Here is a 14369-nt window from a genome sequence, read left to right as displayed (position 1 = left end):
GATTACTACGCCGCCACGTTGGGCGCCAACTGGCGCCCCGTACCTTGGTTAACGGTACGCCCCAGCGTGCGTTACGACGCCAGCGACGGTTGGCAGGCATTCGATAACAATTCCAGCAAGCGTCAATTGCTGATTTCGAGCGATATCGTGCTGAATTTTTAACTACACATATTCCGTTTTGCCATGAAATCGATTAAGAAAAGTTTTTTTATAGGGGCGGCCATCCTCGTTTTAGCGGCTCCGGACTTGGCTTGGGAATATGCCAGCCATCTGCTGCATATGCTCTATGAAGCCTTGTCGTTTTTACTGGAAGAAGTGCTGATACACGGCTTGGGCTTTACCAAGCATCGCGCGCAGATGCTGGTGTTTTACACCCTGCTGTTTTTCCTGTGCGGATTGATAGGGTATTTGTGGCGACGCTGGCCTTTCCTGGTGGAAACCGCTAAAGCCCATCTGGTTTCGTTGCTGTTTCGCGCCCGCGACCATGCCATGGAAATTTGGCTGGCGATGAGCGCGGTACAAAAACTCAAATTATTAACGGCCAATGCAATCGGCTTATGGCTGGCAATCAGCTTGCTGCTTATGTAAAGCGGCAAAACCCATGCCGGACACGCCCGCCCGTCGGCTCTTTTTCGCCGGTCTTGCCGCTCCGGTTCGGCCCACCGGAAACGGCCGGCAATCTGGCAAGCCTAACCGCATCGATAGTATGATAAGCCCGTTTTTATTCTCAACTCGGCCGCCGGCAAACACCTATCATGAACGACAATACCTTTACCGCCCCAGCCAATGACATTTTTTCATCCGCTTTTTTGCTCGGCAATGTCGGAGCACCTTTCATTATCGGTTTGGCGGTGGGCTATTTCGCCAAGAAAATGCTTAAAACCGCGCTGTTCGTCGGCGGCGCCATGGTGACCTTGCTGTTCGTGGCGGAATCGTACGGCATCATCAGCATTAACGGCGCGGCATTGCAAGACGCCGCCAGCCTTTCCGCCCAGGCCGCCAGGGATTCGGGCAGCTTTTTACTCGACCATTTAGCGGTCATCACCAGCCGCGGCGCTAGCGGGGCGGGCGGATTTTATGTGGGTTTCAAGCTGGGCTAGCCTAGCGGCGGACTCCGGCCATGGCCGATTTTCCCGGTCCGCAACAGCCGCGCTTAACCCATCCGCCCGCTAGCGGCTAAATCCGGCCAAGCGTTTAAGGTATTTTCCGGACTTGGCGAATGTTACAATCCAGGCTTTCCAACCACGCCATTAGCTAGGATGACAGTGGATTACGCATTTTCTCCGTTGTTTACCGATACGGCGCCGGCCAGGCTCCGCGAAATTCCTTACAACTATACGTCTTTTTCCGACCGCGAAATCGTCATCCGCCTGTTGGGCGAACAGCATTGGCGGGTACTGGAATCGTTACGCGGCGAGCGTGTTACCGGACGTTCCGCCCGCATGCTGTTTGAAGTATTGGGCGATATTTGGGCCGTGCAGCGCAATCCGTATCTGGAAGACGATTTACTCGACAACGGCAAGCGCCGCCGCGCCTTGCTGGACGCCTTGCGCCATCGCTTGAAGCAGATGGAAAAACGTTATGCCGAACACGAAGCCGAAAATCCGGACCGCGCCCGCCGGGTAGCGTCGTTGATCGAAGCCGCGCACCACGCCGTGGACGCCTTCGCCGCCCATTTCGACCGCACCCGCGAGATGCGCCGCAAGGCCTTAGCCCTGCTCTGCAAACACACCCGCAAGGACAATATCCGCTTCGACGGCTTCGCCCGCGTCTCCCATGTCACCGACGCCACCGATTGGCGGGTGGAATATCCGTTCGTGGTGCTTTACCCGAACAGCGAGGATGAAGTCGGCCACATGGTGCGCGACTGCATCAAATTGGGCCTGACCATCATTCCGCGCGGCGGCGGCACCGGTTACACCGGCGGCGCGATACCGCTAACGCCTTACTCGGCGGTCATCAATACCGAAAAACTGGTGGACATCGGCAAAGTCGAAGCGGACACCCGCCTGCCCGGCGTAGCGCAACCTTATGCCACCATTCATACCGGCGCCGGCGTGGTGACCCGGCGGGTCATGGACGTGGCGGATAACGCCGGCTTGGTATTCGCCTGCGACCCTACTTCCGCAGACGCCTCCTGCGTGGGCGGCAATGTCGCCATGAATGCCGGCGGCAAGAAAGCGGTTTTATGGGGCACAGCCCTGGATAATTTACTGTCCTGGCGCATGGTCACCCCGGACGGCAACTGGCTGGAAGTCGAGCGTTTCAACCACAATCTGGGCAAAATCCACGATCAGGAACAGGTCGTTTTTAACCTGAAATATTACGACGCCAAGCGGCAAAATACGCTGGCGGAACAGCAGTTGACCATGTCCGGTTCGGATTTCCGCAAGGGCGAATTGGGCAAGGACGTTACCGACAAATTTTTGGGCGGCCTGCCGGGCATCCAAAAAGAAGGCTGCGACGGCATCATCACCTCGGCGCGCTGGATTCTACACAAAATGCCGCCGCACACCCGCACCTTTTGCCTGGAGTTTTACGGCCAAGTCCGCGAAGCCGTACCGTCCATCGTGGAGATACGCGACTACCTGGCCTCGCTGCCCAAAACCGGTCCGACCCGGGTAATGCTGGCCGGACTGGAGCACTTGGACGAACGCTATGTGAAAGCCGTCGGTTACGCCAGCAAGGCCAAGCAACAAGGCCGGCCCAAAATGGTACTGATCGGCGATATCGTCGGCGACGACGACAGCCAGGTGGCCTGGGCCGCGTCCGAAGTGGTCCGCATCTGCAATGCACGCGGCGCCGAAGGTTTTATCGCCGTCAGCGCCGAAACCCGCAAAAAGTTCTGGCTGGACCGGGCCCGCACCGCGGCCATCGCCAAACATACTAACGCCTTCAAGATCAACGAAGACGTGGTGATTCCGCTGCCGCGCATGGGCGACTATTGCGACGGCATAGAGCGCATCAATATCGAACTGTCCCTACGCAACAAACTGCGTTTATGCGACGCTCTCAGCCGCTTTTTGACGGGCGATTTGCCGGTGCGTTTCTACGAGGAGGGCGTCGACAAAGCCGCCTTGATCTACGACCGCCGCCAGCAAGCCCTGTCCGCTATCGAGCCGGTAAAAGCGCGCTGGCAATGGATCTACGACAACCTGGACCTGCCGCTGCCCGAGGCCGAGGCGCTATTTGCGGACTACGGCATCCAGGCCGGCGCCTTAAGCAATCGCGCCGCCCACCCTACTCTGTTCCATCGCCTGCAAGATTATTCGCTGCGGGTATCCTGGAAACAGGAACTGCTGCCGCGCTTGAAGGAAATTTTCGCCGGCGACAATTTCCGCCCCATCGTCGAGCGCATCGAAGCTCTACATAAAGAAACCTTACGCGGACGGGTATTTGTAGCCCTGCACATGCATGCCGGCGACGGCAATGTGCATACCAACCTGCCGGTCAACTCCGACCACTACGAAATGCTGCGGGAAGCCAATCAGGCCGTGGCGCGCATCATGACCCTGGCCCGCTCCCTGGGCGGCGTCATTTCCGGCGAGCACGGCATAGGCATCACCAAATACGAATTTTTAAACGCCGAAGAGCTATCCAGCTTTCATGCCTATAAACAGCAAGTCGATCCGGAAGGCCGTTTCAATCGCGGCAAACTGATGCCGGGCGCGGATTTGCGCGGCGCTTACACCACCTCGTTCAGCCTGATGGGTTTCGAATCGCTGATCATGCAGCAAAGCGACATCGGCGCCATTTCCGACTCGGTAAAAGACTGCCTGCGCTGCGGCAAATGCAAGCCGGTCTGCTCCACGCACGTGCCCAATGCCAATTTGCTGTACTCGCCGCGCAATAAAATTTTGGCTACCTCGTTGCTGATCGAAGCCTTTTTGTACGAGGAACAAACCCGGCGCGGCATTTCCATCACCCATTGGAAAGAGTTCGAAGACGTGGCCGACCACTGCACGGTCTGCCATAAATGCTATAACCCTTGCCCGGTGGACATCGACTTCGGCGATGTATCGATGAATATGCGCAATCTGCTGCGCAAAATGGGCAAACAAAGCTTCAACCCGGTTAAAACCGCGGCCATCGCCTTTTTAAGCACCAGCCGTCCCGGCAGCGTCAAACTGATGCGCAAACTGCTGATCGAGTGGTCGTACAAGGCCCAGCGCTTGGGCAATTTTTTTCTCAAGCCGTGGGGCCGCGCGCAGTTGGCTCACCCGCCGTCATCGACCGGCAAACCGGAGATGCGCGAGTATGTGATTCATTTCACCAACCGAAAAATGCCCGGCAAATTGCCGAGCAAAACCGCCCGCGCCTTGCTGGGCATAGAAAGCGACCAAATCGTGCCCATCATACGCGACCGGCATAAAACCCAGACCGATTCGGAGGCGGTGTTTTATTTCCCCGGCTGCGGCTCCGAGCGCCTGTTTTCCCAAGTCGGCCTGGCCACTCAGGCCATGCTGTACGAAATCGGTGTGCAAACGGTACTGCCGCCGGGCTATCTGTGCTGCGGCTACCCGCAACGCGCCGGCGGCCAGGACGACAAAGCCCGGGAAATCACCACCGATAACCGGGTACTGTTTCACCGGGTCGCCAACACCTTGAATTATCTGGATATCAAAACCGTGGTGGTCAGCTGCGGCACTTGTCTCGACCAACTGCTGGATTACGAATTCGACAAAATTTTCCCCGGCTGCCGTTTGATCGACATTCACGAGTATCTGTTGGAAAAAGGCGTCAAACTGGATGGCGTGGGCGGCGACCGTTATGTTTACCACGACCCCTGCCACAGCCCCATGAAGCTGCAGGACCCGCTAAAAACCGTCGCCGGCCTGGTCGGCGCAAAAGTTGCGAAATCGGACCGTTGCTGCGGAGAATCCGGCACCCTGGCGGTTGCCCGTCCGGACATTTCCACCCAAGTCCGCTACCGCAAGGCCGAGGAATTGCGGAACGACGCGGAAAAACTGCGCGGCGACGGCTACGCCGGCCCGATGAAAATGCTCACTTCCTGCCCTTCCTGCATGCAGGGTTTGCAACGTTACCAAGGCGAGGTCGAGCAGCTGGAAGTCGATTACGTCGTGGTGGAAATCGCCAAACACGTGCTGGGCAAGGACTGGATGAAAAACTATATCAAGCAGGCCTCGAACGGCGGTATCGAGCGGGTCCTGGTGTAATAAATCGGCTGCTCCGGCAGAAATAGCTTGCACAATGGAATAATGCCGATATAATGCGCGGCTCGAACGACAGACTTTAGGCGCGTAGCTCAGTTGGTTAGAGCACCACCTTGACATGGTGGGGGTCGGTGGTTCGAGTCCACTCGCGCCTACCATACATTTAAAGCACCGCTAGCCGGTGCTTTTTTTATTGCGGAATCGAACATGCCTGTAATTACTCTTCCCGACGGTTCACAGCGTCAATTTGACCACGCGGTAACAGTGATGGACGTTGCCAAATCAATCGGTTCCGGTTTGGCCAAAGCCACGCTGGCCGGCAAGCTTGACGACAAACTAGTCGACGCCAGCACCCTGATCGAAGCGGATGCCAGCCTGCAAATCATTACCAACAAGGACGAAGCCGGCCTGGAAGTCATCCGCCATTCCACCGCCCACCTGTTGGCACAGGCCGTCAAACAGCTATTCCCCAGCGCACAGATCACTATCGGCCCCGTGATCGAAAACGGCTTTTATTACGACATCGCTTTCGAGCGCTCGTTCACGCCGGACGATTTGGCCGACATCGAAAGGAAAATGCAGGAATTGGCCGCGCAGGATATTCCGGTCAGCCGCTCGCTGATGTCCCGAGACGAGGCGGTTAACTTTTTCCTCGGTCTGGGCGAAAAATACAAAGCGGAAATCATCGCCTCGATTCCCGCCAACGAAGACCTATCCCTGTACACCCAAGGCGAGTTCACCGATTTATGCCGCGGCCCGCACGTGCCTAGCACCGGCAAACTGAAAGCCTTTAAATTAATGAAAATCGCCGGCGCCTATTGGCGCGGCGATTCCAATAACGAAATGCTGCAACGCATTTACGGTACCGCCTGGACCGACGGCAAAGACTTGGCGGCTTACCTGCACCGGCTGGAAGAAGCGGAAAAACGCGACCACCGCAAAATCGGTAAAACCCTGGACCTGTTCCACACCCAGGAAGAAGCCCCCGGCATGGTGTTCTGGCACGACAAGGGTTGGACGATTTATCAGCAGGTCGAGCAATACGTGCGGGAAAAACTGCGGGTAAACGGTTACGGCGAAGTCAAGACCCCGCAAATCGTCGATCGCAGCCTGTGGGAAAAATCCGGCCACTGGGACAAGTTCAGCGCCATGATGTTTACCACCAGCTCGGAAAACCGCGATTATGCGGTCAAACCGATGAACTGCCCCTGCCATATCCAGATTTACAACCAGGGCATCAAAAGCTATCGCGACCTGCCGGTGCGGCTGGCCGAATTCGGCTCCTGCCACCGTAACGAACCTTCCGGTACCTTGCACGGTTTGATGCGGGTCAGAAACTTCGTGCAGGACGACGCGCATATATTCTGTACCGAAGACCAGATTCAATCCGAAGTCGCCACCTTCATCGACCTGCTGTTCGAAGTGTATAAAGACTTCGGTTTCGAGGAAGTCATCATCAAATTGTCCACCCGTCCGGAAAACCGGGTCGGCGACGATGCGGTCTGGGACAAAGCCGAAAGCGCCCTGGAACTGGCCTTGAACACCAAAGGCCTGGATTGGCAGCTACAACCCGGCGAAGGCGCTTTTTACGGCCCTAAAATCGAATTCTCCTTGAAAGACTGCATAGGCAGGGTCTGGCAGTGCGGCACCATCCAGGTCGACTTCTCCATGCCCGACCGGCTTGGCGCCTCTTATATCGGCGAAGACAGCGCAAGACATGTACCCGTGATGCTGCATCGTGCGATACTAGGCTCTCTGGAACGCTTTATCGGCATTTTGATCGAGCAACATGCCGGGAACTTCCCCTTATGGCTGGCACCGGTGCAATTAATGGTGATGAATATTACCGACCGGCATGCCGAATATGCAGGGAAAGTACGCCTAGAACTGGAAAAACAAGGCTTTAGAAGCAAAATTGACTTGAGAAATGAGAAGATAGGCTTTAAAATCCGCGAGCATTCCATGCAGCGTGTGCCATATCTTTTGATTATTGGTGACAAAGAACTGGATAATCAAACCGTATCCGTCCGCACCCAGAAGGGTGAAGACCTGGGAAGTCTGGCAGTCAGCGCGTTAATAGAACGCTTGAATGCCGAGATTGCGGACAGAAAATAATAACAACTTGGAGGATTAGGGTATCAGCTCTAAAAAAGATGCAACGCGTTTAAATACCGAAATCACCGCTAGACGGGTTAGGTTAATAGGCGCCGAAGGTGAACAAGTCGGGGTTGTTTCAATCAACGAAGCATTACAACTTGCCTATGATGCAAACATGGATCTGGTCGAAATATCGCCCAATGCCGATCCTCCGGTTTGCAAAGTCATGGATTACGGCAAATACCAGTTTGAGTTAAACAAAAAACTGCAAGCCGCCAAGAAAAAGCAGAAGCAAATCCAGATCAAGGAAATCAAATTCAGACCCGGCACCGAAGAAGGTGATTATCAGGTCAAACTGCGCAATTTGATCAAATTCCTCAACGAAGGCGACAAGACCAAAATTACCGTCCGTTTCAAAGGCCGGGAAATGTCGCATCGCGAATTGGGCATGGATTTATTAAAGCGGATCGAAACCGATTTGGAAGAATACGCCGCCGTCGAGCAATTTCCCAAGCTGGAAGGCCGGCAAATGGTCATGGTCATGGGGCCGAAAAAGAAAAAATAGTTTTAACTGTTTGTAAAACAGTTTGCCGAACCAGGAACGGTTCGGTTGAGGTGGATTTTGTCCGCCAAAAATTCAATGGGGCCAAGCATTTTGCCTCACTGGGTTTTATCTCAGGGACTTTATTTTTAATCATTGGAGAAAACAAATGCCAAAAATGAAAAGCCATAGCGGCGCGGGCAAGCGCTTCAAGAAAACCGGCTCCGGCGGTTTTAAGTGCAAACAATCGCACAAGCGTCATATTTTGACCAAAAAAACCACCAAGCGTAAAAGACAGTTGCGTAAAACAGCCATTCTTCACCCTTCGGATACGCCATTGGTAGCGCGTATGCTGCCTTACAGTTGATTTAACATCATCCTTTAAAGAGAGAAGAACATGGCAAGAGTAAAACGCGGCGTCACCGCTAGAGCAAGACACAAAAAGATTTTAAAACTGGCCAAAGGTTACTACGGCGCCCGCAGCCGGGTTTACCGCGTCGCCAAACAAGCGGTCATCAAGGCCGGCCAATACGCGTACCGCGACCGCAAACAGAAAAAACGCCAATTCCGCGCCTTGTGGATTGTGCGTATCAACGCGGCCGCCCGCATGTGCGGCATTTCCTACAGCCGTATGATCAATGGTTTGAACAAGGCCAATGTCGCCATCGACCGTAAAGTATTGGCCGACTTGGCCGTACGCGACATGGACGCTTTCGCGGAAATCGCAAAAGTGGCCATCGCAAACCAAAGCAAACCTTAAGCTTTAAGGTTGCCGCCGGCCACATCCGGCAAATGAAAAAAGATCGGCTCCCCGCTTTTGCGGGGAGTTTTTCGAGCGGCATAGGCCGGAAGCCTATCCGGGTATCATCCTTCCTAATTCAAAAAGTGAGCTGAGTCGTGTCGGCTAGTATCGAAGAAATTCTTACGCAGGCATTACAAGCGCTTGCACATGCAAAAGACCTTGCCGAGTTGGATTTGGTAAGGGTCAATTATCTCGGCAAAAAAGGCTTATTCACCCAGCACATGAAAGAGCTGGGCAATCTGGACCCCGAACAGCGTAAAAGCGTCGGCCAAGTCATCAATACCGCCAAAAACAGCTTTCAGGAGGCCCTGGACAGCCGAAAACTCAATCTTGAGTCCGAACAACTGCGGGCCCGTCTGGCCGGCGAATGCGTCGACGTGACCTTGCCGGGCCGCGGCCAAGCCATTGCCGGCCTGCATCCGGTGACGATTACGATGCGGCGGATTGCCAAGATTTTTGCCGACGCCGGCTTCAATATCGCCGAAGGCCCTGAAATCGAAGACGATTACCACAACTTCGGCGCCCTGAACATCCCCGAGCACCACCCTGCCCGCGCGATGCACGATACCTTTTATTTCGACGCTCACACGGTGTTGCGCACTCACACCTCGCCGGTGCAGATACGGGTCATGGAAGCCTCCGAGCCGCCGTTGAAAGTCATCGCCCCCGGCCGGGTTTACCGTTGCGATTCCGATATGACCCATTCGCCGATGTTCCATCAGGTGGAAGGCTTTTTGGTGGATACCGACGTCAGCTTCGGCGACTTGAAAGGCGTTATTTTCGAATTTCTGCGCGCCTTCTTCGAAAAAGAAGTACAGGTGCGTTTCCGCCCGTCCTATTTTCCGTTCACCGAACCCTCCGCCGAATTCGACGTATCCTGCGTGATGTGCGACGGCCGGGGCTGCCGGGTCTGCAAGCACACCGGCTGGCTGGAAGTCGGCGGTTGCGGCATGATCCATCCGGAAGTTTTCAATTCGGTCGGCATAGACCCGGAACGCTACTCAGGCTTCGCCTTCGGCACCGGCGTCGAACGTCTGGCCATGATGAAATACGGCATTAACGATTTAAGAATGTTTTTCGAAAACGATCTTAAATTTTTACAACAGTTTAATTAAGGGTAGTTTGAGTCATGCAAGTAAGTGAAGCGTGGTTGAGGGAACTGATCGATCCACCCATCGGCACGGAACAACTGGTCGCGCAATTGACCATGGCCGGCCTGGAAGTCGACGCCGTACAGCCGGTTGCAGCCCAATTCAGCGGCGTGGTGGTGGGCGAAGTCGTCAGTACCGAACAACACCCCAACGCCGATAAACTCAAAGTCTGCCGGGTCAATGTCGGCCAAACCGAACCGCTGCAAATCGTCTGCGGTGCCGGCAATGTACGCCCCGGCCTGAAAATTCCGGCCGCCCTGATCGGCGCGGTTTTGCCCGGCGACTTTAAAATCAAGGAATCTAAACTGCGCGGCGAACTATCCTTCGGCATGCTGTGCTCCGAAAAAGAGCTGGGCCTGGCGGCCAGCTCCGACGGCCTGATGGAATTGCCGGACGATGCGCCGGTCGGCGAAGACATACGCGACTATCTGGCGTTGAACGACAATGTTATCGAGCTGGGCCTGACACCGAACCGCGCCGACTGCCTCGGCATCGAAGGCGTGGCCCGCGAAGTGGCGGTACTGAATAAAATGGCGTTTCAACCACGGGCCGGCGCATCCATTGCGGTAACGCACCAGGAGACTCTGGACATACAAGTCGAAGCGCCGGACGCCTGCCCGGTTTACTTGGGACGTCTGATCAAAAACATCAACCAAGCTGCCGTTACCCCCCTGTGGATGCAAGAGCGCTTGCGGCGTTGCGGCGTCCGCAGTCTGAGCCCGGTGGTGGATGTCACCAACTATATCCTGCTCGAACTGGGTCAACCTTTGCATGCTTTCGACGCCGACAAATTGTCAGCCCCCATCGTGGTCAGATACAGCCGCGCCGGCGAAAACCTGAGCCTGTTGAACGATCAAACCATAGAACTGGACGGCGAAGCCTTGGTGATTGCCGATCAACAGCAGGCTTTAGCGCTTGCCGGGGTCATGGGCGGCAGCAGCAGCGCGGTTTCCGAAGCAACACAGGACATTTTCCTGGAATGCGCTTTCTTCAGCCCGCTCGGCATCGCCGGCAAAGCGCGCAAATTCGGCCTGCATACCGACTCCTCGCACCGCTTCGAGCGCGGCGTGGACTTTACCTTGCAGCAGCGGGCCATGGAACGCGCCACACAGTTGATCGTTGACATTGCCGGCGGCAGCGCCGGCCCTATCAACGCCGTAATCAGCCCTGCCCACTACCCTGCCCGCCTGCCGGTCAAATTGCGTAGCCAACGCATCCAAAAGGTATTGGGCATAACCCTATCTAATGACGAAATCGGTAACCTGTTCCAAGGCCTGGGCATGCAAGTGGCCGAACACACCGAAGGTTGGGAGATTACCCCGCCGGGTTGCCGTTTCGATATCGCTATCGAAGCCGATTTGCTGGAAGAGATCGGCCGCATCGTCGGTTATGACAACCTGCCCGGCAGCAGCTTGCTGATGCGCACCGAACTGGGCAAAGCCCCGGAAGCCCGCTTAACTCTGGACCGGCTGCAAGATTGCCTGGTCGACCGGGGTTATCAGGAAGCGATTACCTACAGTTTCGTCGATGAAGCCATGCAAACCGCCGTGGCGCCCGGCGACGAATTTATCCGCATCCGGAATCCGATTTCATCGGAGTTGGCGGTAATGCGCACTACCTTATGGTGCGGCCTGCTCACCGCGGCGCAATACAACATCAACCGCCAGCAAACCCGGGTACGCCTGTTCGAATCCGGCTTGCGTTTCGCCCGCCTAAACGGCGAGACCCAGCAGCAAAAAATGCTGGCCGGCTTGGCGCTGGGCAGCGTATGCGCCGAACAGTGGGGCGAAAAAACCAGAAACGTCGATTTTTTCGACGTAAAAGCCGATGTCGAAGCCTTGCTAGGCTTGACCGCAGGCGGCTTAAGCTTTAAACCGGGCCAACATCCTGCGTTACACCCCGGCCAAACCGCCGAAATTATCGATGCCGACGCCAACGCGGTAGGCTTGTTGGGCATGCTGCACCCCAATCTGGAAAAACAATTGGGTTTCGACTGCCCGGTGTTCCTGTTCGAAATAGCCCAGGACGCCGTCTTGCAACGCAAGGTACCGAAATTCGCGGCATTGTCCAAATTTCCAAGCGTCCGCCGCGATATGGCGCTGCTGGTCAAGCAAAGCATTACCGCCGCCGACATCGTCGACTGCATTAACGGCAGCCGGGAGCCGGCGGTACGCGACGTATCGATTTTCGATATTTACCAGGGCAAAGGCATTGAAGAAGGCTTTAAGAGCGTTGCGGTAAGTCTGATCCTACAAGATTTCACGCAAACCCTTACCGACTCTGAAATTGATGCTATATTTCGCAGGTTGCTGGAAAAAATGACAGCAAAATTAAATGCAAGATTGAGGGATTAAGGGTGGGATTGTGGCATTAACCAAAGCAGATATTGCGGAAAAACTTTTCGAGGATTTAGGCCTGAATAAACGCGAGGCCAAGGAAATCGTCGAACTTTTTTTCGAGGAAATCAAACGCTCACTGGAAAGCGGCGAACAGGTCAAAATTTCCGGCTTCGGAAAATTCGAACTGCGCGACAAAAGCGGCCGACCCGGCAGAAACCCGAAAACCGGCGAAGAAATCCCTATTACCCCGCGCCGGGTGGTAACCTTCCGTACCGGCCAAAAATTAAAAGCCCGAGTAGAAGCCTATGCTGGAACCCAGTAATAACAACGAACTGCCGGTCATACCGGCCAAACGCTATTTCACCATCGGTGAAGTCAGTGAACTGTGCGGCGTAAAACCGCACGTACTGCGTTATTGGGAACAGGAGTTCAGCGAACTCAGCCCGGTCAAACGCCGCGGCAACCGCCGTTATTACCAACGCCACGATGTGCTGCTGATCCGCCAAATCCGGGCTCTGCTCTACGAACAAGGCTATACCATAGGCGGCGCCAGAGCCCACCTATCCAGCGACAACGCCAAGGAAGACTCGTTACGCACCAAGCAACTGATCCACCAAATGATCGGCGAATTGGAAGACATTTTGGAATTGTTGAAGTAACGTTCGGCAAAAAATGTGCTAAAATGCCGCTTCTTTGTTGCAGGCAACAAAAACAATTTCAAAGATACATCGGGGCGTAGCGCAGCCTGGTAGCGCACTTGTCTGGGGGACAAGGGGTCGTGGGTTCGAATCCCGCCGTCCCGACCAATTAATCGAATCAATAGGTTAACAAACCGGCTTTTTGGTCAAGCAACAAAAAGCCGCTTCAGGGATAACAATTTACGAGGCTTACACAGTTCAATTTTTATCCGAGAATGCAAATGCGCTGGTGTAGCTCAGTTGGTAGAGCAGCTGATTTGTAATCAGCCGGTCGCGGGTTCGAGTCCCATCACCAGCTCCATATAAATCAAAGGCTTAGGTAGAAATACCTAAGCCTTTTTTTATTGCCTTGTCCACAAAGTGTCCATTTTATATTTGTAATTAATCTAATGGCACCCAAATACCCATGCCTTGACTGCTTCTGCAGAAAATATTGCTATTGCTAACCACAATAAGCTGATCCAGAAACAAGCATGCTCAATGCTTACCCAGGTTTTTCCGTAGAACACCTTAAATCCGTAAGCTCCTTGCTTTGATTCCATAAAAGATTGAAATGTAGAACTTTCAATAGTTGACGTTGCTACAATCGCGCCTGCTGTAGCCGCCAGCACCATGAAAACAAACGATAATACTAATGCTTGAGGCATACCGATTAGGGATTTGATGAATTCTGCCTTGTTACCCTCTGCTGCAGTTGAAATTAGGGCCGCTAACCCGCCACCTGCTGACAGATATATTCCAATATGGAATTTAGTGTAGTCATAAAGGCGTTCTAATTGTTTATCTTCTTCCATTGTTTGTCTCCGAACATGTTAAATGAATAGTTAGCCGTCTCGGAATAGTCGGCCCTTGCCTTGGGTAAGCTCTCGTATAGAGCGGCATCTATCGGCACTGCTCGGCCCTTGCTGTTCTTGGTATGCCCGAACCGAATCAAACCCGGCTTGATCTGTTCCCCGGTAATTCGTTCCGCCTCGCCCCAGCGTGCGCCGGTGGCCAGACAAATTCGGGCGATATGGTATGCATGGCTCTTCGAACCCTGCAAAATGCCTAACAGCTCCGTAATTTCATCCAGCTTTAGCTTTTAACCTTGGCAACCGGATTCGCCTCGCTCCAATCCCCGATCCGGATCAACTCGTTAAAAATTGCATTCAAATACGTGTGTTCATGATTGACCGTATTCGCCGAAATACCGCTATTCAACCGCTCGTTTCGATAAGCCAAAAACAAATCCGCATCGATCTCCGCAGCCCTCGGGTTCTTCAACCGGCTGCACATATTCCGCACCATCAGCAAACGGTTCTCCCCGTCCTTCAAGTGCCGTCCGTGCGAATCGTGCCACTTCTCGATTAACTCCGAAAGCTTCCTGGAATCCTTCGGCGTAGGCTCCCAATCGGGCCTTTGTGTCTTCTTAGCCTTAACCCAAGCCTCCCAACGCAACGCCTCCGCCTTAGTCGCAAAGCCCTTTCGATACCGCTTACCGCCCGCACCATTAGGCCGAATATCGGCAAACCATTCGCCGGATTCTAGTGTTTAATTGCGTAAATTAGCTATCGTATTTTTAATCTGA

Annotated in this window: 14 protein-coding genes and 3 tRNA genes; 15 read left to right on the top strand and 2 right to left on the bottom strand. The window is 54.4% G+C overall.

What is annotated here, in order from left to right; all coding sequences use genetic code 11:
* From NP596_RS22070 to NP596_RS14685, 15 genes are all read left to right on the top strand, one after another.
* Window positions 1-162, top strand: a 162-nt coding sequence (locus NP596_RS22070) for an outer membrane beta-barrel protein (protein WP_371927957.1), incomplete at its 5' end; no start/stop codon positions are given.
* Between the two features lie 21 nt (window positions 163-183).
* Window positions 184-588: a hypothetical protein gene (locus NP596_RS14750; RefSeq protein ID WP_256616145.1), complete on the top strand. Its 405-nt coding sequence runs from the start codon at window positions 184-186 to the stop codon at window positions 586-588.
* A 167-nt stretch (window positions 589-755) separates the two neighbouring features.
* Complete coding sequence (locus tag NP596_RS14745; protein WP_256616144.1) at window positions 756-1100, top strand: FUN14 domain-containing protein; 345 nt, start codon at window positions 756-758, stop codon at window positions 1098-1100.
* A 159-nt stretch (window positions 1101-1259) separates the two neighbouring features.
* Window positions 1260-5177 (top strand): DUF3683 domain-containing protein, encoded by a 3918-nt coding sequence (locus NP596_RS14740; protein WP_256616143.1) that lies wholly within the window; start codon window positions 1260-1262, stop codon window positions 5175-5177.
* Window positions 5178-5255: 78 nt separating this feature from the next.
* Window positions 5256-5332, top strand: a tRNA-Val gene (locus NP596_RS14735).
* 49 nt (window positions 5333-5381) lie between these two features.
* Complete coding sequence (thrS, locus tag NP596_RS14730; RefSeq protein ID WP_256616142.1) at window positions 5382-7289, top strand: threonine--tRNA ligase; 1908 nt, start codon at window positions 5382-5384, stop codon at window positions 7287-7289.
* Window positions 7290-7311: 22 nt separating this feature from the next.
* Entirely contained in the window at window positions 7312-7836 is a 525-nt protein-coding gene (gene infC, locus NP596_RS14725) for a translation initiation factor IF-3 (protein ID WP_256616146.1), read from the top strand.
* Between the two features lie 145 nt (window positions 7837-7981).
* Window positions 7982-8179 carry a 50S ribosomal protein L35 gene (gene rpmI / locus NP596_RS14720; protein ID WP_256616141.1) on the top strand — a complete coding sequence of 66 codons (198 nt, stop codon included), beginning with the start codon at window positions 7982-7984 and terminating at the stop codon, window positions 8177-8179.
* A 30-nt stretch (window positions 8180-8209) separates the two neighbouring features.
* A complete protein-coding gene (gene rplT, locus NP596_RS14715; protein ID WP_256616140.1) occupies window positions 8210-8572 on the top strand; it encodes a 50S ribosomal protein L20 in 363 nt (120 codons plus the stop codon).
* A gap of 137 nt (window positions 8573-8709) precedes the next feature.
* Window positions 8710-9729 carry a phenylalanine--tRNA ligase subunit alpha gene (gene pheS, locus NP596_RS14710; protein WP_256616139.1) on the top strand — a complete coding sequence of 340 codons (1020 nt, stop codon included), beginning with the start codon at window positions 8710-8712 and terminating at the stop codon, window positions 9727-9729.
* Window positions 9730-9743: 14 nt separating this feature from the next.
* The gene (gene pheT, locus NP596_RS14705) at window positions 9744-12119 is read left to right on the top strand and encodes a phenylalanine--tRNA ligase subunit beta (RefSeq protein ID WP_256616138.1); all 2376 of its coding nucleotides are present in this window, start codon (window positions 9744-9746) and stop codon (window positions 12117-12119) included.
* Window positions 12120-12129: 10 nt separating this feature from the next.
* A complete protein-coding gene (gene ihfA, locus NP596_RS14700; RefSeq protein WP_013818384.1) occupies window positions 12130-12426 on the top strand; it encodes an integration host factor subunit alpha in 297 nt (98 codons plus the stop codon).
* Window positions 12410-12763 carry a MerR family transcriptional regulator gene (locus NP596_RS14695; protein WP_013818383.1) on the top strand — a complete coding sequence of 118 codons (354 nt, stop codon included), beginning with the start codon at window positions 12410-12412 and terminating at the stop codon, window positions 12761-12763. Before ihfA ends, NP596_RS14695 begins: the two co-directional genes overlap by 17 nt.
* A gap of 70 nt (window positions 12764-12833) precedes the next feature.
* A tRNA-Pro gene (locus tag NP596_RS14690) sits at window positions 12834-12910 on the top strand.
* A 117-nt stretch (window positions 12911-13027) separates the two neighbouring features.
* A tRNA-Thr gene (locus NP596_RS14685) sits at window positions 13028-13103 on the top strand.
* An 85-nt stretch (window positions 13104-13188) separates the two neighbouring features.
* Here the strand turns inward: NP596_RS14685 and NP596_RS14680 are convergent.
* Both NP596_RS14680 and NP596_RS14675 read right to left on the bottom strand, forming a co-directional pair.
* Window positions 13189-13596 (bottom strand): hypothetical protein, encoded by a 408-nt coding sequence (locus NP596_RS14680; RefSeq protein WP_256616137.1) that lies wholly within the window; start codon window positions 13594-13596, stop codon window positions 13189-13191.
* Window positions 13597-13876: 280 nt separating this feature from the next.
* Complete coding sequence (locus NP596_RS14675) at window positions 13877-14239, bottom strand: phage integrase (protein ID WP_256616136.1); 363 nt, start codon at window positions 14237-14239, stop codon at window positions 13877-13879.
* Between the last annotated feature and the right edge of the window lie 130 nt (window positions 14240-14369).

The organism is Methylomonas rivi, assembly GCF_024505165.1.
Taxonomy (GTDB): domain Bacteria; phylum Pseudomonadota; class Gammaproteobacteria; order Methylococcales; family Methylomonadaceae; genus Methylomonas; species Methylomonas rivi.
Note: the sequence above shows the minus strand (reverse complement) of the source record. Positions and strands in the feature narration are given on the sequence as shown.